This is a genomic window from Novosphingobium indicum (assembly GCF_014645195.1).
GTDB classification, from domain to species: domain Bacteria; phylum Pseudomonadota; class Alphaproteobacteria; order Sphingomonadales; family Sphingomonadaceae; genus Novosphingobium; species Novosphingobium indicum.
The window spans coordinates 42,557-65,440 of the sequence record NZ_BMLK01000019.1; the positions used below are offsets into that span (position 1 = coordinate 42,557).

The window sequence follows — 22,884 nt, forward strand, 5'->3', positions numbered from 1 at the left end:
AGACAATCCCAGCAATCGAGTGGCATAAAACATAATTCGACGCACATCAGCGCCGGTACGAACCAAAGCGATTCGTCTCATCGTTGCTGCAATGCAAAATAGGTTTGTGCGGGCGCGAAGTCAAATTAAATTTTGTTGCACTGCAGCGCAAATGCTGCAGTGCAACAAAAGACCGCGCGCGCTGGCGCCGGCAATCGGGCTCGATGCAGTCGGGCAAGCCGTCGACGTCATGACACTTCGGGCCTTCAAAAGTTCCGACAGTGCGCTCCGAATTCGCCGGACAGGCCTATGCTTTCTCAACGCTCGGCAACGTAGCGACCGGGCGCATCCTCGATAACGCGATCGCCGCGGCCGCCTGGCCTGCGTTTTCCTCGGGCCGAAACCTCTGTCGAATCCAGCTTGCCGATCCACTCGCGCCAGTGCGGCCACCAGCTTCCCGGATGCTCGCTGGCCCCGGCGACGAAGTCTTCGAGGGTTTCGGGCGATCCATCGTTGGTCCAGTACTGGTACTTGCCCGATGACGGCGGGTTGACCACCCCCGCGATGTGTCCCGACCCGGCGAGCAGGAAAGTCCACGGGCCGGACAGATAGTGCGTCAGTTTCCAGACGCTTTGCGGCGGCGCGATATGATCCTCGCGCCCGGCCTGGATATAGACGGGTGTTGCAATGCGGTGAAGATCGACCGGAACCCCGCAAGCCTGAAGCGAGTCCGCCACAACGAGCCGGTTGTCGCGATAGAGATCGCGCAGGTAGTCGCGGTGCCAGCGTGCAGGCAGGTTGGTGACGTCGCCGTTCCAGTGCAGCAGGTCGAACGCCGGATGCTCCTCGCCCTTGAGGTAGTTCTTCTCGACGTAGCTCCAGATCAGGTCGTTCCCGCGCAGCGCATTGAACGTCGCGGCCAGATAGCGCCCGTCGAGATAGCCCTCGGGCGAGAGCTTGCCGACCGTCTCGATCTGCTGGTCATCCACGAAATGCTTGAGGTCGCCCGCCTCCTCGAAATCGACCTGCGCGGTGAAGAACGTCGCGCAGGCAACCTTGTCGGCTTCGCCCTTGCGCGCCAGTACGGCCAGCGTCGCCGCCAGCGTCGTCCCCGCCACGCAGTAGCCGACGGTATGGACCGCAGGCACCTTGAGCCGCTCGCGCACCACGTCGATCGCCTCGATCTGGGCCTTGATGTAATCGTCCCAGACCATGTCCGCCATCGACGCATCGGCCGACTTCCACGACACCATGAACACGGTTACGCCCTGCTCCACCGCCCAGCGCACGAAGCTCTTCTTGGCGTTGAGATCGAGGATGTAGAACCGATTGATCCACGGCGGGAAGATCACCAGCGGCGTCTTGAGCACCTTATCAGTCGTAGGGGTGTACTGGATGAGCTGAAACAGCGGCGTTTCGTACACGACCTTGCCCGGCGTGACGGCAATGTTCTCGCCTAGCACGAAGGCGCCGGGACGGCTGTGTGTCAGCTGCCCCTTGCGCATGTCGTCGAGCATGTTCTGCAGGCCGCGCACCAGGCTTTCGCCCTTCGTCTCGCTGGCCTTGCCCAGCGCGACCGGGTTGGTGAAGGGAAAGTTGGCGGGGCTCAGCGCATCGACGATGGCATTCGTCGCGAACTCGAGCTGCGCCTTCCGTGCGGGATCGAGCCCTTCAACCGATGCGGCCATGTCCTTGATGTTGTCGCTCAGAAGCAGATAGAGCTGGTGAAGGACCGCAAAGAACGGCTGATTGCGCCATTCCGGATCGGCAAAACGCCGGTCCTTGCGCGGCAGTTCGGGTGCTTCCTCCGCGTTTCCGGCCGCTTGCGGACCGAGCCCATACTGTCCGAGTACCGCGTTGGTGAGCGCAAGGCCTTCTTCCCAGAGGTTCTGCTGCACCTCGGGATTGGCCAGCGGCAATTGCCGGAACACCGCCTCCGCCGTGGCGACCCATTTCACCGGATCGACATAGTGCGGCGGACTGTCCTTGGCCTTTTCCAGCTGTTCGACCTGGAACTCGGTCCAGATCGACTGCATGCGGGCGGCAATCTGGGCCCATTGCACCGCGGTTTCGGCTTCCTGCGTCCCCTCGGCGGGAACCATGGCTCCGAACAGGGTCGCGAGGCTTTCGGTCTGGGTGCTCAGGACGTTATTCAAAAGGTCGCTGGCATCGCTCGCCATGGGCAATCGAACTCCTTGCTGTGCCTTGCCGATGTGGCCGCTGGGAACGCTCGTGTCGAGTCCCTAACAGGCACCTTTGACAGCACTTCGTGTTACAATCTTTGCAACGATCGGGCATTTGCGCAACGAGCGTAATCCCCTACAGGGGCGGGGCGGCGCTCATGCCGCGCTATTTATGGATTTAAAGAGGCCATGGAAGACGAGTTCTACCGCATCAAGCGCCTGCCGCCCTATGTCATCGCCGAAGTCAACGCGATGCGTCACGCGGCACGCCAGGCGGGCAGGGACATCATCGACCTCGGCATGGGCAATCCCGACCTGCCGCCGCCCGATCACGTGATCGACAAGCTTTGCGAAGTCGCGCGCAAGCCCGACGCCCATGGCTATTCGCAGTCCAAGGGCATCCCCGGCCTGCGCCGCGCCCAGGCGAACTATTACGCCAACAGGTTCGGCGTCGAACTCGACCCCGAAAGCGAAGTGGTCGTCACGATGGGCTCGAAGGAAGGGCTCGCCAGCCTCGCAACCGCAATCACAGCGCCGGGCGACGTGGTGCTGGCCCCCAACCCCAGCTACCCGATCCACACGTTCGGCTTCATCATCGCCGGCGCGACGATCCGCTCGGTCCCGACCACGCCGGACGAACGCTACTGGCACTCTCTCGACCGGGCGATGGCGTTCACTGTGCCGCGTCCCTCGATCCTCGTGGTCAACTATCCGTCGAACCCGACGGCCGAGACCGTGGATCTCGCCTTCTACGAGCGTCTCGTCGCATGGGCGAAAGAGAACAAGGTCTGGATCCTGTCCGACCTCGCCTATTCCGAACTCTACTACGACGGCAATCCGACCCGCTCGATCCTCGAGGTGCCGGGCGCGAAGGACGTTGCGGTCGAGTTCACCTCGATGAGCAAGACCTATTCGATGGCCGGCTGGCGCATGGGCTTTGCGGTGGGTAACCAGCGCCTGATCGCGGCGATGACCCGCGTGAAGTCCTACCTCGACTATGGCGCTTTCACCCCGATCCAGGCGGCAGCCTGTGCCGCGCTCAACGGACCGCAGGACATCGTCGAGCGCAACCGCCAGCTCTACCAGAAGCGGCGCGACGTGATGGTGGAAGCCTTCGGCCGAGCCGGGTGGGAAATCCCCAGCCCCAAGGCCTCGATGTTCGCATGGGCTCCGCTGCCCCCGGCGCTGAAGGAAATGGGCAGCCTGGAATTTTCCAAGCAGCTTCTGACCCATGCCGAAGTCGCTGTCGCACCCGGAGTCGGATACGGCGAGGACGGAGAAGGCTATGTCCGCATCGCCATGGTCGAGAACGAACAGCGCCTGCGACAAGCCGCCCGCAACGTGAAGCGGTATTTGACCTCCATGGGCGTAAATGCCCCGGTTTCCTGAGGTAAACTACCATATAATGTGGAAAAACCACATGCACGACCTGTAAGACAATAGGAGTTGTCCAAAGCGCCTGCGCGCCCGATCCTTTTTCCCACACCGTGATTGAAAAGTGGGGGATTAATGGGCTCGACGGAACCTTTTGGAAGGACGCCCTTTCAATTTTGCTGGCTGGGGGAAGGCCCTCTTCCCTCAGCCCTCGACCTGCGACGCCGCGGGTGGACACAGGATCTGGACCGCACCGCAAGGTGCGGATGCCTCGGCCTGATAAACGCCGGGGATCTCGACAGCATTTCATGGATGGGCGTGCTTTCGTCCTACTCGGCGCGTGACCGGCGGTTCATCGTTGTGACCGGGGTCAAGCGGGCACACGAGCGTGCCACGCTGTTGCAGCTCGGCTTCGGCGACGCCCTGCCCGAGGTTCTCGCTATCGAGGAACTCGACGCGCGGGCCGGACGGGTTGCCGATGCGATGAACTGGTTGCCGCGCATGCGCCGGATCGGGACGCTCCAGCTCGACCTGCTGGCGCGCGAGGGATACGGCAATGGCCGCCCGCTCAACCTAAACCCTCGCGAATTCGCGCTGCTCTGGCGTCTGACCGACAGTCCGAACCGAACCGTCAGCAAGCAGGCGCTGATCCAGGACGTGTGGCGCATGGGTTTCGTTCCGGAAACGAACAGCATCGCGGTGCACATGTCTCGCCTTCGCCGCAAGCTGGGCTTTGCCGGGCTTACCGGCGTGATCGAGACTGCCTCGGAAGGCGGCTACAGCCTGCGCATCGCAGATGAATTCGGTCTGCCGAACAATTTCCGATCGGACGACATTGCGGATGCCGACGAAGAGCGGATGTCAGCCCGGCTTTGAAAGCGCTGCGAGATCGGCGGGCGTGTTGATGTTGGGAATGTCCATCGGAATCTCGACCCTGCGCGCGCCGATCTTGCCCGCAAAGTTCAGCATCGAATGCCGCTCTGCGCTGTGGAGCAGGTCTTCCAGAACGGAAGCGGCAGACGCCAGCCAGTGGCCGATCACCGGCTGCGCCGCAAGACAGGCCGGCGCCGGGGACAGTCGCTGCAGCAGGTCATCCGGCAAGGTTCCTGCGTCCACGCCGCAGGTCAGCACCGTCTCGTAGCCTTCATCGACAGCATGGCGCAGCGCCGCCGCCAGCCCGCCGAGCGGCCCCATGCCCGGACCAGGCCAGTCGGGGTGGGTCGGTGCCGGCGCCAGTTCGCGACCGACCACGATCACATGCTCGCACCAGCCGGACAGGGAATCGACGGCAAGCGCCAGCAGCGTATGCCCCCCCAGTTCGGCAAGCGCCTTGTCGCTGCCGAAACGGCTGGACATTCCCCCGGCGAGAACGGCTCCTAGGATCATGGAAATTGCTCCGCAGTCTGAGGGAAAGATGCCCGGCATCATACGCACGGGAGGGCCCCGGAAGAAAGGCCCGAGCCATCAGCCGGTTGCATCATTGGGGCAGCACACCCGCAATCCGCGAACGCCCCCGCGCGATTTCCGGCAGAACGCGCGAATCTGAGTTGCACCCCGCCCGATCCGTTGCTAGGCGCGCATTCCTCCACACGGATGGCCCGATGGCGGAGTGGTGACGCAGCGGACTGCAAATCCGTATACGCCGGTTCGATTCCGGCTCGGGCCTCCATCCCTTTCATTTTTCTTTTTAATTTGAATTAGTTACGAGGAAAAATGTCTAACCCGATGTCTAACTTTTTCCAAGGTTAGACATTTGCCACGCCGACAGAGCCGATTTTGCGGCCTCCGCCAGTGCATCTTCCTTTTTGGTTTCAGGCAGTTTCTCCCAATCCGAGACTCGGGCGATAGCGGCCGCTGCAAGACGTCTTTGCTCAGCGCCACGGACATAGATTGCCACCTCTTCATCGCGGCTGTGGCCAGATACGGACTTAAGGCCTTGCTGGCTCGTCTCAACGTCAGCCAGACGCCGCATCATCGCCTTTCGCAGGCCGTGCGCCGTGCACTGATGCAATCCGGCCTCGTCACATCGATCTCGAAACCAGTTTCCAAATCCTGCATTGGTGAAAGGACGCCCGAGTTCATTCAGAAGGAAGCAGTCTGCTCCTTCGGGCAATGGGGGCATGGCGACGATTGCTTCGAGTAGCTGAGGTGCGACGGGTAATCCCAGGACCTTCCCGCCCTTGGATTGGCTGAGTTCAATTCGCCCGGTCGCCACATGCCTGGGGCCAAGATGAATAGCATCGATCCGGCGCTGCCCAGTCCACAACATCAATTCCATCGCAAGCCGAGCGCGAGATCCTAGAGGATGGCATTCGCGATACTGTTCAATGTCGCCCTCGGTCCAACTGTAAAAGCCTTTGGAACGTTCGCCGGGAGCGATCTTGATGCGATCGGCCAGAGTTGCAGGGTTGCGATCTATCATCCGGGATTTGACGGCGAAATCGAAAAGGCGGACCAATTCCTTGCGGAGCTTGCGGGCGGCCTCAACGCCGCCTTCCATTCGCGAGCCGACCTTCCGCCGTTCCATTTTTCGCTGCAAGATGGCCTCAACATGCTCGAATTCCAGATCAGCAACTGTGCGATGGCCATGCTCCTTCCTGAATTTCTCCAGGATGCCGCGAATTTTTCGCTGTGTCGTTTCAGTCGGACCTAGCCGTGTCGGCAAAGAACAATAGCGTGCCACGAGGTCATCAATAGTCCCCGGAGCACTGCGCTTAACTTTGACTGGTGCGGCGACTTCCCGACCATCGAGGCATGCCCGATATTCTTGTCGAAACTCCTCGGTTCCCAACTTGGATTTGAAATAGTGGCTTTCGAATCCGGTGCGCCGAAAACGCAAGCGCTCCTTGCCGTGGCGGTCGATAAACGCCGTCACGTATTTGGGCAGAAATCGGCGTCTCATCGCAAAAGATCGTCCCAGCTGTTCTCACGCTGAGGCATCGCCGCGCCGGGGGCAGAAACTGCATGAAGGATGATTCGCCCGTTGGGATCAATTTCGATCCGGCCGACATGCATGCCGGCGGCCTCGGCTGCCTTGATGGCGCGAGTAAGGTCTGACTGTTTGAAACGGGATGGTTGCGTCATTGCCGAACCGGTCTCAGTTCGAATGGCACGTTCCATCCGCTCAGACCTCTGCCACTCCCTCCCCTTCCAACTTCGCTCTTATGGCCGACATCGAACCAAGTGCTTCGCGTGGGCTTGATGCGCGACAAGCGTAAGCGTTTGGCAAAGCGCGCCTGGCATTTCGCGAACGCCGCGCCTGCCAACCGGACCGTTTCTGATGAACTGGTTGCGACGAGCGTATCTCTAAAAGGAAATGGTCCCGCTGGTGCGGCAGTGCCCCCTACACACCGCAGCGCATGACCGTTGCGCCAACGATGACGTCGACGGCTGCAAGGGCCAGCAGTGTCTTGGAAGTGGATGACATCCAAGTCGCGGGTTCCTCACGGATTGCCCGGCGCGGTGTCATGAAGCATCTAAAATGTTATACGAATTTCGATGCCAATGGAATGAGCAAATCGAGCCCGCTGATCGTCACCGCTATAAGCACATGAGCCGTTGAAATAGACCGCCTCGATTGCGTAACAAAAATGTCATGATCCAATTTGCGGCCAGTAGTATATTCATGCCGTTGATCGCGAGTCCGAAATCGGGACTGGTTGCGGTCATATTGGTCAGGGCGCGCGCACGTTGGTTGTCCATGGCCACATCTACAACCTGCAGGCGATCAGCCTGGCTGAATGGAAACGCTTCGAAGTAGCGAGAATAGACTGGTCGCCAGCCAAACCGAATGCCTGCGCTTCAACAGGGGAAGTGCTGCATGTTTATCGGTTCAGAGCTTATCGAGTTTTTTCTCTGCCTCGGCCAGGTGCGCTCGGATGCGGACTTCTTTGACCTCATGCTGGAAACGACCCGCAGGCTGGGCTTCGAGCAATTTGCTTTCGTCAGCCATGTCGATCTTGTTGCTGCGGCCCACGAGGCGGTCGCAATATCAAACTACCCTGACGGCTGGGTCGAGCGGATCCTGACCGAGCGCTATTATCTCGACGATCCGGTACATGCCGCCAGCATCGGTCGCAACACGCCCTACGCCTGGCATGCCATCGGCGCGGAGATGATTCAGAGCAGACGTCAACGAACCATCCTCAAGGAAGGTGCCAGTTTCGGGCTCCAGGACGGCGTCACCGTGCCGGTCCATTCGCCGGGGGAATACCGTGGGACCTGCTCCTTCGCGACCTCGCAGCCTGTTTCCATGACCCCGCATATTCAGGGGGCTACGCATATCGTCGCAGGCTTTGGTTTCGAGACTGCGCGCAAACTGGTTCGCATGCGGCTAGGCCTTGAGCGGACGATGCCTACCCTGCCCCGGCTCAGCCCGCGCGAGGTAGACTGCGTGGGCCTTGTCGCATCCGGCATGGGAGATACCCAGATCGCGCACGCCCTTGGGCTCTCCGAAGCCACAGTCCATCAGCACATCACCGGCGCCATGCGCAAATGCGGCGTTTTCAAGCGGACTGCGCTGGTATTCCGGTCCTTGTTCGATGGACACATCTGCTTTCACAGTCTGCGCCGGACATCCTCTAAATAGAGGAATTTTCGCGAAGGTCCGTTTCACTGATCCTGTCGTCATCACAACAGGAGATGGCGAACATGGCCCACATCATTCAAGGCGGATGGGCGGCAGCGCAAGGCGCGCTGCTTGCCCAGATGTACCAGGAACGCAAACACGTATTCATCGACCTCCTGCGCTGGGACCTGCCCGCGCTCGATGGGCGCTATGAAATCGACCAGTTCGACACGCCCTCGACGATCTATCTCATCATCGCGGGCACCGACGGCAAGCATCTGGGCTCGCTGCGGCTCTTGCCGACCACCCAGCCCCATGTACTGGGAGATATCTTCCCGGGCCTGTGCGATCGGGGGGCTCCGAGCGCACCGGACGTGTGGGAGATTTCGCGGCTATGCCTGTCCCGCAGCATCCGGGCGGCCGAGCGGCTGTATGTTCGCAATCAACTCGCGACCGCCCTGACCCGCTTTGCTCAGGACAATGGCATTCGCGCTTACTGCTGCGTGGCCGACATGCCCTGGTACAACCAGATCCTCTCGTTCGGATGGCGCTGCGAGCCTCTTGGCCTGCCGCAGGATCTTTCCTGCGGCATGATCGCCGCCCTGATGATCCACATCGACGACGAAACGCCCGGGCGACTGGAAGCGGCCGGGATCTGGTCTGAAAAACTCGCACCCCTTGTGGCGCTGAGCCAGTGATGATGGGCGAAACCATGACCGCTATCTCACCGCACGCCCGGTGCATGGCCGATCTACATGAACAGGGTTACGCCATCATCACGGACCTGGTCTCGGCCGATCTGATCACGGCACTGGGCGCCGATCTCGCCCCGCAATTTGCTAACACCGGATTTTCCGAAGGCAGCTTTTCCGGTGCCGAGACGCGGCGCTTTGCCGGCCTGCTCAAGCGATCTTCGCATGCGGCGAGCCTGGTCGAGCACGAGTTAATCCTCAAGATTGGCGAAGACATGCTGGGACCATGGTGCGATCATATCTCGCTCAATCTCACCCAGGCGATCGAACTCGCGCCGGGCGCAGCCTCACAGGTGCCCCATCGCGATCAGGACATGTGGCCCTGCAGCGGCCTGGTTGCGCAGGAGCGCGGTGTCGAGTTCCTGATTAATGTGATGTGGCCGCTGTCGGACTTTACGCAGGACAACGGTGCCACGCTCGTCTGGCCCGGGAGCCACCGGCAGCAGGATGAATTGCTCATCGCCCCCGAGGAAGCGGTCATTGCAGAAATGGCGCAGGGCTCGGCACTCGTATTCCTGGGCTCGACCCTGCACGCAGCCGGCGCGAACCATACCGCCCTTCCCCGGCGCGGCATTATCATCAGCTACTGCCTTGGTTGGCTAAAACCCTACGAGCTTCCCTGGCTTGCCTACCCGCCAGAAGTCGCGCGGCAATTTCCGAAAAGCCTTGCCCGCCTTGCCGGATACCAGGTGCATCGTCCGAACCTGGGTACTTACGAGGGGCGCTGCCCGTCCCTCCTGCTCGACGGCACGCTCGACACGCCCGGCGCAGTGGACGCGCTGCTGCCCGAACAGGAAGAGCTTATCAGGGCATGGCGAAGTGGTATGATTGATCCCAAGCGCACCGTTGCCAGGTCCGGCCAGTCCACGCTTGCCGCAACCGTGTCCCCAGGTGGGCAGGCATCCCATGGATAGCGGCCCCGCTGGCGGAAAGCGCCTCGCGCTGTGCCGGACGTTGATCCTTGAGCGCAAGCTCGCAAAGGAGCTGCTCGGGGCCGGCCTGTGCGCCAATCCGATCTGGGACATGTTGCTCGAACTTTATGTCGCCGACCGGGAAGGCGTACTGCTCTGCATCTGGCAGCTCAGCGTTTCGGCCAACATTCCCATTTCCAGCGCGCACCGCAAGATCGACATCATGGTGCACAAGGGCTTCGTGGAGCGCACCATCGATGAAAGTGACCTGCGGCGCGTCGGCATCCAGTTGGCATCGCCGTTTCGCGAAATGATGGATCAATTATTCGATACGCTGACGCGCATACTCATGACATCGTGCTGCCAGTGCGGTTCGGGCGGCAGAGCGCATTCCAGCAGCGATTAAGCGCCGCCTGATCGAGGATACTCAGTTATCGGGACCAGCGCCCCGATTTTCCCGGCAATGCCAGAGACGCAGAATGAAAATCGTAGCCTGCGAAATTTCGTAGCGTATTTCGTAATTGCCAACGATGATTCGCCGTACCTCGCGAGGATCGAAGGCATCCAGCCTCTCGCCGAGGCGAGGGTAGTCCAGCAACCTACCCGGCGCACGGGCCAATTCCTGGACAACGCGCGCCGCGGCATCGGGCGCGAATGGTTTCAGATGTTCATGAAGGCGAACAAGGTCCGAAGAAGCCTTGCTGGTCCACTGGATTTTCATGCCAAGGGCGGTGCCAGCGGATCTTTCGTGGAAAGGCTCTCGGCCCAGGCGACGATGCTCTGATGGTCGATCACATTGCCGGCATCGACATCATGCAGCGCTTCAAGCGTAAGCCGGTGCCGCTCCTCTTCCTGGTCGATCCATGCGGTCAAGGCCTGCTTCATGATCCAGCCACGCGACCGGTCCATCCGTTCCGCCAGGACATCGACCTTGTCCGCCAGGTCGGCGGACACATGGGCGGTGATAACGCGGGTAACAGCCACCATACGATTTGCTTTCAATCAGTTTGATTAAAATCTAATCGTTCATGTACATTGGTGCAAGCAGCAACACCGTTCAGACCGGCGCAGCGGCCTTTTCCAATTCGGCAATCTTGTCGCTGCAAATCAGGTGGACCACCCGCCCAAGTTCCTCGACGCGCTCACCGAGCCAGGTCAGCTCTTCCTCGCTGATCCGGTAGTGCCTGGAGTAGCGGGCCTTGGTGTAGGCTTCCTTCAATTTCTGGAACATCGCCCGCTCGCGGCGTGAGCCTTCCGGCCAGATGCCGACCATCCGCCCGTCAAGGCGCTCCGCCTGGGTGCGAAGGAATGCGATGTTGTGATTGTAGGGCGTATAGTTCTGCACGACGAGCAGCATACAGGAATAGAGCCGCTCGGTTGCTTGGTGCAGCTCAAAGGCGGCCTTCTTGAAGCGTCCCCGCTCACAATTTGATTGGAAATCGTCGAAGAACTCCCCGGCGCTGGGATACCACTCCTCGAAATACTCCCTCGCCATAGCTAACGCCTCCTTGGGCGTCTTCGGCTTGGGTTGATGAAGTTCGCGCTCGTCGGATTCGTAAAGGGCGATGCCTTCCTTGGCCATTTCCAGGAAGAAAATGCGGCCGTGGGCCAGTCCGTCGTTCACTTCCTGGAGCGAGTGGACAATGAAGTTCACCGGCGTGCGCAGCGCCTTCTCGATCATGTACTCGCGGATCAGCCGCTCCTCGCACTTGGCCCAGTACTTGGCCCGATCGGCCAGCTCCTTCTGGCTGACGATAATGAGGATGTCGTAGTCGCTCTTGTACTGGTTGGCCGAGAGCGGCGCATCGACCCAATCGCCACGGCTGTATGAGCCGAACAGGACGATCTTCAGGATTTGCGCACGGGCACGCGGACCGGTCGCATGCTCGGTCGCCTCGCGAAATTCCTCGAAGATGACGCCGACGACGCGCTCCAGCTCGCGCTGCCTGGCCGGTGGAAGATGATCAATTCCCGTACGCATGGACCGTCACCCTAAACGCAACACCGCAAGATTGCCCAGCGCCAATTGCATGCGACGGCACACAATAATTACGCCTTCTTGCAACAATTTAATCACCCCTCCCTCCCCTCATTCACGCCAGGGCTTGCCGGAGTCCATGGTTTGTTCCATATTCCGGTGATGAGACGGAAATGCTGGCGACCGTCCTCAGGATCATCCTGCCAGGCATCAACACGCCCGTCCGCAATGGCCGGTCGGCTGGAGCACTTCGGCTCACGGCACACCTTAGCTTCGAATGTCCCGCTTGCCGGGAACGCTTCGTATTTGGCCGGCGCAGGCTGTGTTGCCCATGCGCTCTCCGCACCTGTCACCGCGTTCGTCCGCTGCCCTGGACGAAGCGTCCGGTTACGTCGATACCGGCGGTTCCCATGCTGGCACCATCAACCCGGTGGAGCGGGAACGGCAACTGACCGACCTGCTTTGCACGGAACGCCCAAGGCTCGTCCGGTTCTTCCGCAGGCAGGCAAGGTTCGCTAGCCCCGATGAGGCGGACGATCTCGCGCAGGAAGCCATCACCCGGTTCCTGCGCGCAGCCCCTTCGACGCACATGGCAACGCCGCAGGCCTATCTGCGCCGGATCGCCAGCAATCTGCTCATCGACCGGGCCCAGCACGGATCGACCCGCCTTGCGCAGATTTCGGTCCCCCTGGTCGAAGGACTGGACCGGCCTGTCGAGTACGATCAGCACCAGCAACTCGAAGCGCGCGAGGAGCTTGCCCATTACGAGCAGGTCCTGCGCCAGCTCAAACCACGAGTGCTGAAGGTCTTTCTGCTCAGCCGCGTCGAAGGCTATACCTACAAGGAAATCGCCGCACGCCTCGGCCTCACTGTCTTTACGGTAAAGCGCGACATGCTGCAGGCCATTGCCCATCTCGACCAGAGCCGGAGGCATCGGTGAGTCTTGGCAAAGCAGAAGGACGTTCAAGGCCGATGCACCGGATCGAACGCCAGGCCTATAAATGGGCGATGAAGATGGCCGGTGATCCCGAACGGCACCGGGCGGGTCTTGAATGCTGGATCGTGCGCAGCCCGGACCACCTCATCGTGTACAACCGCGTTGCCCGGGAAATGCGGCTCGCCACATGGAGTGCCGCTCAGCTCGACTTGGACCCGGCAGACACGAGAGCGACAAGACGAAGGCCTTTCTGCAATTCAGGATTCGTGTGGGCAGTCGCGGTCCTCGCGTCTGTCCTGGCAGCCAGTTCGGCCGCGTTCCTGGTGCTACGCAGCCAACAAACGCCCGGCAAAGACATCGTTTCCGGCGCCCCCACAGTCGCCCAATCCTGGTCTTCCCATGCCGATGACATTCGCCGCACGCGGCTCCCCGATGGATCGGTTGTGACGCTCGACGGGGACAGCGCCATTGCCATCCGCTTTTCGGCGGACCGGCGCATGATCGAGTTATCCCACGGCCGCGTCCGCTTCGAAGTCGCACGTGATACCTCGCGGCCTTTCGTGGTACTCACACCCGGCGGAAGCGTCACAGCGACAGGAACTGTGTTCGACGTTGAAGTCAGCGACAAGGTTCGCGTTCACCTGATGCGCGGCGCAGTCGAAGTCGCCATGGCGCACAATTCATCCGCAAACGAGGACACCCCTGTCAGGCTTATTCCCGGCCAGAAGTTGGAATTTGCATCGCGCCGGCAGGCTGTCATGCCGGTTCCGCAGGCCGCTCCCGCCGCAGACGGCCGATGGCTGTCCGGGACGATGAGCTTCGAAGACATGCCGCTCGGCGATATCATCGCGCAGACCAACGCCTATTCCAGCAGCAGGATTTCAGTGTCGGAGCCGGGACTTCTGCAGAAGGAGATCTTCGTCGATCTCGACATTCGCGATGCCGATGCTGTCGCGCGCAAGCTCGCCATTCTGCTCGACCTGACTGTCGATAGAAGCCAACCGGGCAAGCTCATCCTGCGGCCGCGATAGATATTTTGCATCTTTTCGCGCACCGGTTTCGGCCTTGTCCCGTCTAGCCCTGATGCCCGCACACAGCGCGGGCTCCACAGGGGCAAGGACATGGACAACAAGAGCCGGCTAATACTCGCGGCCATTCTATCCAGCACGGCGATCTGCTCGGTCGCACAGGCACAGGAGGACACCCGGCGCGATTTCGATGTCCCGGCGCAAGAACTCAAGTTCTCGCTGCATGCCGTCACGCGCGCTGCCGGCCTCGAACTGGCCGCAACGTCCAAGGCCCTGAGCGGCAAGCGCGCACCAGCCCTCAAGGGACACTACAGCGCAGCAGAGGCCATCGCGCTCATCCTCAAGGGGACAGGCCTTACCGCGCAAGTTTCCGGACGCACCGTATTCATTCGGGAGAACTCCCGTTCGCCGCAGTCGGCAGATGACTCTGCCGCCATAGGACCGGAAATCACCGTCACCGGATCGCGCATACGCGGCGCGGTGCCAACCTCGCCCGTCGTTGCCAGCAGCCGCGAAGAGATCGAACGGCGCGGTATCACCGATCTTGGAGCCTATGCCCGCAGCGTGTCGCAGAACTATGCAGGCGGACAGAACCCCGGCGTCATCGGCAGTGTCCAGGAGGGGTCAGAAAACTTCAACTCCTCCTCGACCCTGAACCTGCGAGGCCTTGGCGCCGACGCGACGCTCACGCTCATCAACGGTCACCGTGCGGCCTACGATTCCGTTGTTCAGGGCGTGGATATTTCGGCGATCCCGCTCGTAGCGATCAACCGGGTGGAAATCGTCGCCGACGGATCCTCTGCGCTCTATGGTTCGGATGCCGTCGGCGGGGTCGCCAATGTCATCCTTCGCCAGGACTACGAGGGCGGCAAGGTTTCCGCGCGCCTGGGCGCCGCGACCGAAGGCGGCGATGTCCAGCAGCAGTACAATGTCGTGACAGGCAGCCGCTGGGATGGCGGCGGCTTCATGGTGGCAGGCGACTTCAGCCGTTCCACGGACGTGGCGGCCGGGCAGCGCTCGATCACCTCTACGCTCGACGGCTCGACCACGCTGTATCCCTCGCTGAATCAAAAGAGCGCCGTCCTTGCCGGGCATCAGCAGATCAACGACACGTTCAGTGTCGAGCTCGACGGCCAGTTCAGCAAACGGCATTCGGAAACGGCGCTGGCGTTCCTCGCCACAGGCGACTTCACGGTGAACGGCACGGCGGCGCAGCGGGACGTCAAATCCTGGTCCATCGCCCCGCGTATCAAGGCGGTCTTGCCGGGCGGATGGCTCGCAACGCTGGGCTATGTCCATGGCAGCAGCGATTCCGATGCTGAAACCGTGACCAATCTGAGTGGCAAGGAATCCTCCCGCAACCGCATCTTCTATGACAACATCCTGGATACGCTGGAAGCGAGCGCGGAAGGCGGCGTTCTGCAACTGCCGGGCGGAGAGGCCAGGCTCGCATTGGGCGGCGGGTGGCGGTCTGTCAGCCTAGATGCCAACATCCGCTCGACGCGCGGCGGCATTACCAGCACGCTTGTCGATTACACGAGCGGGCAGGACGTGTGGTTCGGCTATGGCGAACTCTCGCTTCCGCTGGTTGCTCCTGAGAACGGCGTGCCGCTGGTTCATCGCTTTCGGCTGACGGGTGCCGCGCGCTACGAGGATTACGAGCGTTTTGGCGGCACGACGACACCCAAGTTCGGCGTTGTCTATGAACCGGTCAGCGGTCTTGCGATCAAGGGAACCTGGGGCAAATCGTTCAAGGCCCCGACACTGGCGCAGATGAACAAGGTCCCCGAAGGCAATCTCCTCAATGCAAGCTACTTCGTACCGGCAGCGCCGGGCGGTCAGCCTGTCCTCCTGCTCGGCGGCGTCAGCCCGGACCTGAAGCCGGAAAAGGCGACAACCTGGACTGCCACGGTGACCGCAACGCCCACATTCGCCGAGGGACTTCGCCTGGAGGTCAGCTACTTTCATACCCGTTACAAGGACCGGGTCGTTCAACCGGCGACCTCGTCCTCTCAGGTCTTCGGGAACGACATCTACGACCGGCTGATCGTCTACAATCCGACGGCAGACCAGGTGAACGCGGTCATTGCCGAGCTGCCGCTCGGGCTCGTCAATCAGACCGGACAGCCCTTCGATCCCGCCAATGTCGGCGCGATCGTCGACAACAGCCTGCAGAATGCGGCAAGCCAGACATTGGAGGGCGTCGATGCCTCGGCGGACTATCAGCTGACTTTCGCACGCGGGGACCAGTTGGGCTTCAATGCTGCGGTCAGCTACCTCAAGAGCAACCAGAAGCTGAGCGACGGTCAACCGACGATCCAGCGCGCGGGCACGATCTTCGATCCCCCGCACTGGCGCGCGAGGAGCAGTGCGACCTGGCAGCGCGGCGATTTCACGCTGAGCCCGAGTATCACCTATATCGGCGGAACCCTCGATGACCGCTACCAGCCTTTCGTTCGTGTCGGCTCCTATACCAGCGTCGATACCGTCGCGCAGGTACGGACCTCGCAAACGGCAGGATTTCTCTCCGGCATCGAGATCACGCTTTCGCTGCTCAACATTTTCAACGAGATGCCGGCCACGATCCGCAATTCATCCGCGGCCGCACCGACCTACGATGCCACCAATTACCCCGTCATAGGCCGAAGTGTCAGCCTCGGCCTTTCCAAGGCCTGGTAAGCACAATGCGGGTCATCCTTGCCCAAGCGGCGACAGCGGCACTGATGGTAGCTGGCCTTCTCTATGCGGAACGGGCTTCGGCAGCCCCTGTCGGTTGCGGTTCGCTCGTTCCCGGCAAGCTGGACGAGGATGGACTGCATCGGGCACTGACCCCTCTCGACCTCGTACAACTGCGCGATATGGGCTCCATCCCCGATATGCGGCAGCCGATAGTTTCGGTGTCGCCTGACGGAAAATGGCTGGCATTCGAGATCCACCGGGCTGACCCGCGCAGCAACACCTATTGCCAAGGCATGGCCGTGATGGAGGCACGCCCCGGCGCGCAGGCCGTGCTCGTCGATCAGCATCCGGACATCATTCGCTGGCGCTTCCCTGAGCTACCAGGAAAGGCAGACTTCCCCTCGGGCTTCGCAAAAGTGATCACGCCAAGGTGGTTTCCCGACAATAAGGCCATCGCGTTCCTGAAACGCACGGGAACCACCATACAAATATGGCGGGCACACATCGACGGGAGCCGCAGTGCTCCCGTCACCCATTCCGATACCGATATACTCGATTTCCGGATCGCAAGGGACGGCCGCACGATCGTCTATTCGGCCAGTCCCGCTCTACACGCGGCGTGGAGCCAGATCGAGGAGGAGGGCCTTTCCGGCTTTCATTTCGATAACCGGTTCGCACCCAACGCCTCCACCCGGCCGTTTCCCGCGCCACCGATCCCGGTCCAGACCTTCACGCTCGATTTGACCAGCGGGAAGGTTCGAGCGGCATCCCCGGCGGAAGCAGCCTTGTTGCAGGATGACAAACCACGCGGCCCGCCGGGCGCGATTGCCGTTGCGCTCTCGCCATCCGGAAGACGGGCCTGGACCAAGCCGACGCTATCGAAACGATTTCCACCGCATCCGCAACTGATGGCGGAAGACTCTACCGGATCGCCCATGAGTTGCGAGGCGCAAGCCTGCCGATCGGTCACGACCTTGCTGGGCTGGTCTGCCGACGGCCAGCGGATCCGCTTCACGCACCTCGAAGGCTGGGCCAACAGCAAGACCGCCATCTACGAATGGAAGCCCGGTGCGCAAGCCGTCAAACGCCTTTACGTCACGACCGGCCTGCTGGTCGACTGCGCCCCCTTGAAGGATGACCTGGTCTGCGTCGAGGAAGGCTCCAGTGCGCCACGGCATATCAGCCTACTTCGGTTTGCTCCCGGGCAGGACGAAGTGCTGTTCGATCCGAACCCGGAATTCGGCAAGTTGCGGCTTGGAAAGGTCGAGCGGCTCACATGGAAGACCGCCTATGGCACCGAGAGCTTCGGGGACCTTGTCTATCCGGCCGGTTACCAACCCGACCAGCGCTATCCGCTTATTGTCGTCCAGTATATCTCGCGCGGCTTCCTGCGGGGCGGAACGGGCGACGAGTATCCCATCCAGGCCTTTGCAGGTCGCGGCTATGCGGTGCTGAGCATCCAGCGTCCGCGCTCGCCGGTCGCTGTCCCTGACGCCACGAGCTATACCGACCTCGACAAGGCGGATCTTGTGGATTTCAAGGACAGGAAAAATGTCCTGTCGTCGATCGAGACAGCCGTCCAGTCGCTGATCGATCGCGGCATTGCCGATCCCGCGCGCGTCGGCATCACCGGTCTTAGCGACGGGGCTTCAACGGTGCAGTTCGCGGGTCTTCACAGCGAGTATTTCGCGGTCGCCGCCATGAGCAGCTGCTGCTGGGAACGTTCGCAATTGGCCATGCTCGGCCCGGCCGTCGCGCGACAGTACGTTCGGACAGGCTGGCCGCGCCAGTCGGACAACGCGCCGGGATTCTGGAACGAAATCTCATGGGCTCAGCAGCCCCGGCGCGTTGCGTTTCCAGTACTCATGCAGCTTTCGGACAATGAGCTTCTGCCCGCACTGGAGACCTATACGGCGCTGGTCGAAGCCGATGCGCCGGTGGATCTCTTCGTCTACCCTCACGAAGACCACGTCAAATGGCAACCGGCCCATCGCCTCGCGGTCTACCGGCGCAACCTCGACTGGTTCGATTTCTGGTTCAAAGGTTCGGCGCCCGATGCGCCGCCCGCCGAGATTTCCCGTTGGCAGGCGTTACGAGATCGGATGGCCGAGCACGCCCGGAAAGAGGATGCCGATGGAGGCCCGAATACGTCTCGTCCCGCCTCCTGACAGCAAATTTCGAGGCTGGTCGTTTGGCGCGAATGGTCACGACCAATGTCCGATCCAGGCTTCGGTATCGAGCAGAGCCATGATCCGCATGTACTCCGATGCCGTATGCAGCCTGCTCTCACCGAGGCAGGCCCCCAGAGCGTCGAGATCGAGCAATCCTTGTGAGGCGAGTCGGCCGCCGAGCAGCCTTTCGCGGATCTCGCCCAATCGGCTTGTGAGCAATTCCACGATGAAGCTGTCAGGTCCCGCCTTTGAACGCCGCTCGAGAATTTGGGGTGGAAGCCGTGATACGTAAGCATCGCGGGCGACAGCACGATTGATACCTCCGGCGCACATCGCCCAGGAAGGAATGGCAAGGCAGGTTTCGACGATCGGCTGTGAGACGAGCGGATTGACCAGCGTGAATGGCAGAGCGCGATCGCAGCCATCGAGATGCTGCTGCATGCGCAGCAACATGGCGACATGGCCTGCCTTGCCCGGGAAGGCCTCGCGTGGCGCTTCAAGCCAGGGGTGTTCGGCGGGTTGGCGGCTGTCGTGGGCGGCGATGTCGGAATGCAGGAACAAGGGATCGGTTCGCCAGACATAGCCCTTCCCACTGCGTTTCAGGACTCGCCGGGCCTCGCGCATCGCCTGCCATGCTCCAGCACCAGTGACAGCGCACACGTCGCGCAGTGTGCGGACGAGTCCGGGGCCGATGCCTTCGGCCAGATAGCGATCCGCTATCGGGCGCGCCGAGGCGCTGTTGTAGAATACGTTGTCGCCGCCATTCCCGGTAAAATAGGCATCGGCGCCCTGCTCTGCCGCTGTGGCGGTGACCACGGCCCGAAAGGCCAGGTCGTGTGTCCTTCCGCAAGGACGGGGGAGATGGGCTACCACTGAACGATCGAGGTCGATGGCATCGAGAGAGTAGCCGCACTCATGGAGGCGGGCATGGCAATGCGCGGCGATGATCCGGGCATAGGAACGCTCGTCGCCGCTTGGATCTCTCGTAGCAAGCGTCAGGCACGAGAATGAAAGGCCCCGGTCTGCCAGCGTAGTGGCAACGATCGACGAATCGAGGCCACCGGAAACGCTGAGAAGAATGTTCGCGTAGCGCGAACCCCATGCCGATATACACTGCTGCAATGCGCGGCCCAATCGCTCGGCACATTCCTCGGGTTCCATGACATCCAGCGTGGCGGCATAGTCCCATGGCGACCAACATTGGCTGACACCCTCGCCGTCCTCGGCAAGAGAGGCGCATGTACCGGGAAGGAGCTCGCACAGTCCTGCGATGGCGGTCCGGGGCGATGGCAAGTCTCGCACGAAGAGATGGCGCTGCAATTCATCCCAGTCGATCCGGGGCGCCAGAAGCCCAGCCTTCAGGAGAAGGCCTGGATCGGATGCGAAGATGTGCAGACCGCCTTGCCGCAATTGGAAGCATGGCAGTGCGCCCTGGGGGGCTCGCAGCACGCACGCGCCGCCGGGCATCTCGAACGCCGCCAGGTAACCACCCCAGTACCGTTCGATCAGGTGTGCGCCGTTCGATTTTCGAATGGCCTCAGCGCAACGCTGATCCAGATCGCGGATCGCTTCAGGAGGACCATGGCGATGAAAGATCGTGCCGATCACCGCGCCGCCACCGGGAATGGGCAGAACATCGCTTTCATCGCTCACTACGAGCGAAAACGGGCCCGGCACCGCAACCATGGTGAGGCCGCAGCGCTGCGCGGCCCGACTAGCCGCACCTTCGCGCTCATCTGCGTCCGGCGAATGGAAGAGAATGTAGCGCGGCGCCATTACACGACCATGATCGGCGTGAAGGGGCGGACGTTGTCGACGGTGTCATTGAGAACGGTCTCACCTTGCTGCACCCAGCAATGCGCGGAAAACGGGCTGGCCTGCACGCCGAATACAAGGCTGGGAGCAAAACCCCGGCGCAGGCAAATCCATACAAAGGCGAGCGAGCGAACGAGGCACCGGTCCGAGCGCCGAAAGATCAGGCCGAGCGCCTCGAAAGCCGCATTTATCCGGGCATATTCATCGTCATGCCGCCAGGCAACGTCAGCCCCTGCGGTAGGCTTGCGACTTTCGATATCCCGTATGAGCGCGGGCAATCCACGAAGCCGTACCCGCCATGCGAGAACGCATTGGGCAACGGCGACCTGCATGAGCATGGATGGGCCAGGGCGTTGACCTACGCTCGCAACGACATCGCGGGACGCAGGCATGATGCGAATGGATAAGTCAGTATCGGGGGCCTGCGTCTGCTCGATGAGCATGCCCCGGGCGAGGAGCGGTTGCAGCACCCCGTCATCATCCGGACTGCAGGGTTCACCGCCTGCCGCGCGGCGAAAGGCCTCATCCATACCGGGCGGCAGCGCGAAATACCGGTCGGCCTCGATGTCGAGAACGATCGTGCGCCCACTTGCCGTGCAGTGATGGAGATTGTCGCGCAAAGAGAAGAACATGGTCGCGGCGCCTTGGCAGTGACGCGCCCCGGCAGGAGCCGGAGCGCGCCGGTTTGCTCAGTCGTCGGAGATGGCACCAAAGATCTGGCGCGGCTGACCTTCGAGGTCGGCTTCGCCCTGGACGGCGCCCTTGGTCTCGGTGCTGACAGCGCCGAGATCGATCAGCTCGTCATCGCGATGTTCGTCAATCACGGTCATGATGACCTCCTTCTTGTCGTCGCAGGGATTTGCGACAGCGAGAAGGATATCGCGACAGTACGCGAAACGTCGATTTTATAAGTTTCCAATTTGAGTTCTTATAAGCCAAAATACTCATTCATTGTCCTGTGAATTGGAAAGACCACTCCGTGAAGGGCCGGGTTATCGACAATCACGGCGTGAATTTCAGACCTGATCCTCGGAAGGAATGAGCCTCGAGACTTGCCGCAATCGCCGGCGATGATAGCGGCGGACCGCCTCCTGTGCGTCACGTGACGGGCCTGATCTGGCCAATGCCCATATCCGTTCGAGTTCGTGAAGCCGGTTGGAGAGCTTCGTTTCGCGAATACGAGTCGCGTGAAGCCGTTCACCAACGGAGCGAACGGCTTCGACATGCTCGGGATTTCCCGAATAGCTGGCAATGTGCAGAAACAGCTCCGCCGTTGCTTCCGCAACGGCATGCGTGTCGTTGTCATCGATCGATGGGAAAGCGGGCTGATAGTCGCTCGACGAAGTGCCGGATCGTCGGAATTTGAGCGCAAGTTTGATCAGATCTTGGTGCCATGAATAAAGGTCAGTGAGCCCGTCCACGGTGAGGCGCGGCATCTGGAACCCGCCGCCAATGTGCAGATCGAGCAGGCGCTCGCCCACGAGCCGCTGCATGCTGTCGCGGACGGGAGCAATGCTGGTCCCGAATTCCCGGGCTAAGGAGGTAACTACAAGCATGGTGCCGGGCGCGAACCGCCCCTCGAGAATGACCTGCTTGAGCCCCCGGTAGACCCGCTCGGCAGCGACGGCTTCAGGCGACATCGCGCCGCGTCACTCACTTCCACGTAGAGAAGCATCATCGACCGGAACGCCTGCACGGCGGCCTTTGCGAATGACCGCTCCCAAGTAGTAATCCTCGATGATGAATTCGATGCAGTGCTCCTGAAGCCGGTTCATGTCACCATGGAGCAGGTCAGCCGGGAAAGATCGCCGGTTCTGCAGGAACATCATTGGCAGGAAGAAGTAGCCGGCAGGCAGGCCGAGCCGTCCGGCGCAGCGAAGGTGATCCTCGATCGACGGCTTGGGACTGCCGGATTCGATTTCGCGCAGCCATCGCACGCCGATGCCTGCCTCAGCCGCCAATTGCGCTTGCGTAATCCGTTCCATCCTGCGCCGTCCCTCGATACACTTTCCGGAGATCGATTTGATCTCGTTCAGAATATCTTCTTCATTTGTGCAGAAATGCTTTTGATTGGCCACGTCCGGGATCCCCTGACAGCCGCTCAAAGCTTTCCGATACACAATCCGACAGCGCCAAGGCTGGTGTTAATTACGCCTGAAATCAATTCTCCATCGTTCCCAATTTGGGAGAATTGCAAATATATTGATGAAATTTTTGAAAGCGATAGCCCGTTCAGCGCAGGAGTTCGCCGACAAGCGAGGGGCGTTTGGCGATCAAGGCAAGCAGCACCTGGGCCGGCCCTGTAGGACGGTGGCGGCCGCGTTCCCAATTCAGCAAAGTCCGCTTGGTTACGCCGATACAGCGCGCAAACGCTGCTCGCGAGAGTCCTGTCGGTGCCCGGATCGCGGCGACATCGACGCCCTGAACTCAACCTGACGAACAAGGACGTCCGCAGCATGTCCTTCAGCGAACACCAGAACTTCGTTCACCCCCTGCTTGATGCTTTCCTA

23 protein-coding genes and 1 tRNA gene are annotated in these 22,884 nt (G+C 61.3%); 11 read left to right on the plus strand and 13 right to left on the minus strand.

The window, feature by feature from the left end:
- Positions 1-296: 296 nt before the first annotated feature.
- Positions 297-2,159 carry a PHA/PHB synthase family protein gene (locus tag IEX64_RS17875; protein ID WP_188821770.1) on the minus strand — a complete coding sequence of 621 codons (1,863 nt, stop codon included), beginning with the start codon at positions 2,157-2,159 and terminating at the stop codon, positions 297-299.
- A 192-nt stretch (positions 2,160-2,351) separates the two neighbouring features.
- On the opposite strand from IEX64_RS17875, the gene IEX64_RS17880 reads away from it, so the two are divergent.
- Together IEX64_RS17880 and IEX64_RS17885 are read left to right on the plus strand one after the other, a co-directional pair.
- On the plus strand, positions 2,352-3,551 hold the full coding sequence (locus tag IEX64_RS17880; RefSeq protein ID WP_188821772.1) for an LL-diaminopimelate aminotransferase: 1,200 nt from the start codon (positions 2,352-2,354) through the stop codon (positions 3,549-3,551).
- 297 nt (positions 3,552-3,848) lie between these two features.
- Positions 3,849-4,412: a winged helix-turn-helix domain-containing protein gene (locus IEX64_RS17885; protein WP_229710548.1), complete on the plus strand. Its 564-nt coding sequence runs from the start codon at positions 3,849-3,851 to the stop codon at positions 4,410-4,412.
- Here IEX64_RS17885 and IEX64_RS17890 read toward each other — a convergent pair.
- Positions 4,398-4,922 (minus strand): molybdenum cofactor guanylyltransferase, encoded by a 525-nt coding sequence (locus IEX64_RS17890; protein WP_188821776.1) that lies wholly within the window; start codon positions 4,920-4,922, stop codon positions 4,398-4,400. The two genes, IEX64_RS17885 and IEX64_RS17890, sit on opposite strands and share 15 nt — an antisense overlap.
- A 209-nt stretch (positions 4,923-5,131) precedes the next feature.
- Here IEX64_RS17890 and IEX64_RS17895 point away from each other — a divergent pair.
- Positions 5,132-5,205, plus strand: a tRNA-Cys gene (locus tag IEX64_RS17895).
- Between the two features lie 60 nt (positions 5,206-5,265).
- Here the strand turns inward: IEX64_RS17895 and IEX64_RS17900 are convergent.
- Both IEX64_RS17900 and IEX64_RS17905 read right to left on the minus strand, forming a co-directional pair.
- Positions 5,266-6,438 (minus strand): tyrosine-type recombinase/integrase, encoded by a 1,173-nt coding sequence (locus IEX64_RS17900; protein ID WP_188821778.1) that lies wholly within the window; start codon positions 6,436-6,438, stop codon positions 5,266-5,268.
- Positions 6,435-6,656: a hypothetical protein gene (locus tag IEX64_RS17905; RefSeq protein WP_188821780.1), complete on the minus strand. Its 222-nt coding sequence runs from the start codon at positions 6,654-6,656 to the stop codon at positions 6,435-6,437. Before IEX64_RS17905 ends, IEX64_RS17900 begins: the two co-directional genes overlap by 4 nt.
- A 700-nt stretch (positions 6,657-7,356) precedes the next feature.
- Here IEX64_RS17905 and IEX64_RS17910 point away from each other — a divergent pair.
- The 4 genes from IEX64_RS17910 (at position 7,357) to IEX64_RS17925 (ending at position 10,172) form a co-directional block, all read left to right on the plus strand.
- Positions 7,357-8,124 (plus strand): helix-turn-helix transcriptional regulator, encoded by a 768-nt coding sequence (locus IEX64_RS17910; protein ID WP_188821782.1) that lies wholly within the window; start codon positions 7,357-7,359, stop codon positions 8,122-8,124.
- A gap of 62 nt (positions 8,125-8,186) precedes the next feature.
- A complete protein-coding gene (locus IEX64_RS17915) occupies positions 8,187-8,801 on the plus strand; it encodes an acyl-homoserine-lactone synthase (RefSeq protein ID WP_188821784.1) in 615 nt (204 codons plus the stop codon).
- A gap of 14 nt (positions 8,802-8,815) precedes the next feature.
- Positions 8,816-9,769, plus strand: a complete 954-nt coding sequence (locus tag IEX64_RS17920) for a phytanoyl-CoA dioxygenase family protein (RefSeq protein WP_229710549.1) — start codon at positions 8,816-8,818, stop codon at positions 9,767-9,769.
- A complete protein-coding gene (locus IEX64_RS17925) occupies positions 9,762-10,172 on the plus strand; it encodes a helix-turn-helix domain-containing protein (protein WP_188821786.1) in 411 nt (136 codons plus the stop codon). The genes IEX64_RS17920 and IEX64_RS17925 overlap by 8 nt, the downstream gene beginning before the upstream one ends.
- Positions 10,173-10,193: 21 nt before the next feature.
- Here IEX64_RS17925 and IEX64_RS17930 read toward each other — a convergent pair whose 3' ends face one another.
- From IEX64_RS17930 to IEX64_RS17940, 3 genes are all read right to left on the minus strand, one after another.
- Complete coding sequence (locus IEX64_RS17930; RefSeq protein ID WP_188821787.1) at positions 10,194-10,487, minus strand: type II toxin-antitoxin system RelE/ParE family toxin; 294 nt, start codon at positions 10,485-10,487, stop codon at positions 10,194-10,196.
- On the minus strand, positions 10,484-10,753 hold the full coding sequence (locus IEX64_RS17935; RefSeq protein WP_188821789.1) for a CopG family ribbon-helix-helix protein: 270 nt from the start codon (positions 10,751-10,753) through the stop codon (positions 10,484-10,486). The genes IEX64_RS17930 and IEX64_RS17935 overlap by 4 nt, the downstream gene beginning before the upstream one ends.
- Positions 10,754-10,823: 70 nt before the next feature.
- Entirely contained in the window at positions 10,824-11,747 is a 924-nt protein-coding gene (locus IEX64_RS17940; RefSeq protein WP_188821791.1) for a HEPN domain-containing protein, read from the minus strand.
- A 328-nt stretch (positions 11,748-12,075) separates the two neighbouring features.
- On the opposite strand from IEX64_RS17940, the gene IEX64_RS17945 reads away from it, so the two are divergent.
- The 4 genes from IEX64_RS17945 (at position 12,076) to IEX64_RS17960 (ending at position 18,556) form a co-directional block, all read left to right on the plus strand.
- Complete coding sequence (locus IEX64_RS17945) at positions 12,076-12,684, plus strand: RNA polymerase sigma factor (RefSeq protein WP_188821793.1); 609 nt, start codon at positions 12,076-12,078, stop codon at positions 12,682-12,684.
- A 32-nt stretch (positions 12,685-12,716) separates the two neighbouring features.
- Positions 12,717-13,712, plus strand: coding sequence for a FecR family protein (locus IEX64_RS17950; protein ID WP_188821795.1), 996 nt, complete (start codon positions 12,717-12,719; stop codon positions 13,710-13,712).
- Between the two features lie 90 nt (positions 13,713-13,802).
- Entirely contained in the window at positions 13,803-16,388 is a 2,586-nt protein-coding gene (locus IEX64_RS17955) for a TonB-dependent receptor domain-containing protein (protein WP_188821797.1), read from the plus strand.
- A 44-nt stretch (positions 16,389-16,432) separates the two neighbouring features.
- A complete protein-coding gene (locus IEX64_RS17960) occupies positions 16,433-18,556 on the plus strand; it encodes an Atxe2 family lasso peptide isopeptidase (RefSeq protein ID WP_188821799.1) in 2,124 nt (707 codons plus the stop codon).
- 36 nt (positions 18,557-18,592) lie between these two features.
- On the opposite strand, the gene IEX64_RS17965 is transcribed toward IEX64_RS17960, so the two are convergent.
- The 6 genes from IEX64_RS17965 to IEX64_RS24475 all read right to left on the minus strand — a co-directional run bounded on the left by IEX64_RS17965 (position 18,593) and on the right by IEX64_RS24475 (position 22,777).
- Positions 18,593-20,335, minus strand: a complete 1,743-nt coding sequence (locus tag IEX64_RS17965) for an asparagine synthase-related protein (protein ID WP_188821802.1) — start codon at positions 20,333-20,335, stop codon at positions 18,593-18,595.
- Positions 20,335-21,006, minus strand: a complete 672-nt coding sequence (locus IEX64_RS17970; protein ID WP_188821804.1) for a lasso peptide biosynthesis B2 protein — start codon at positions 21,004-21,006, stop codon at positions 20,335-20,337. The genes IEX64_RS17965 and IEX64_RS17970 overlap by 1 nt, the downstream gene beginning before the upstream one ends.
- Positions 21,007-21,063: 57 nt before the next feature.
- Complete coding sequence (locus IEX64_RS17975) at positions 21,064-21,204, minus strand: benenodin family lasso peptide (protein ID WP_188821806.1); 141 nt, start codon at positions 21,202-21,204, stop codon at positions 21,064-21,066.
- Between the two features lie 186 nt (positions 21,205-21,390).
- Entirely contained in the window at positions 21,391-22,014 is a 624-nt protein-coding gene (locus IEX64_RS17980; RefSeq protein ID WP_188821808.1) for a GntR family transcriptional regulator, read from the minus strand.
- A gap of 9 nt (positions 22,015-22,023) precedes the next feature.
- Complete coding sequence (locus tag IEX64_RS17985) at positions 22,024-22,494, minus strand: helix-turn-helix domain-containing protein (protein ID WP_188821811.1); 471 nt, start codon at positions 22,492-22,494, stop codon at positions 22,024-22,026.
- 112 nt (positions 22,495-22,606) lie between these two features.
- The gene (locus IEX64_RS24475) at positions 22,607-22,777 is read right to left on the minus strand and encodes a helix-turn-helix domain-containing protein (protein WP_308422615.1); all 171 of its coding nucleotides are present in this window, start codon (positions 22,775-22,777) and stop codon (positions 22,607-22,609) included.
- Positions 22,778-22,884 lie beyond the last annotated feature (107 nt).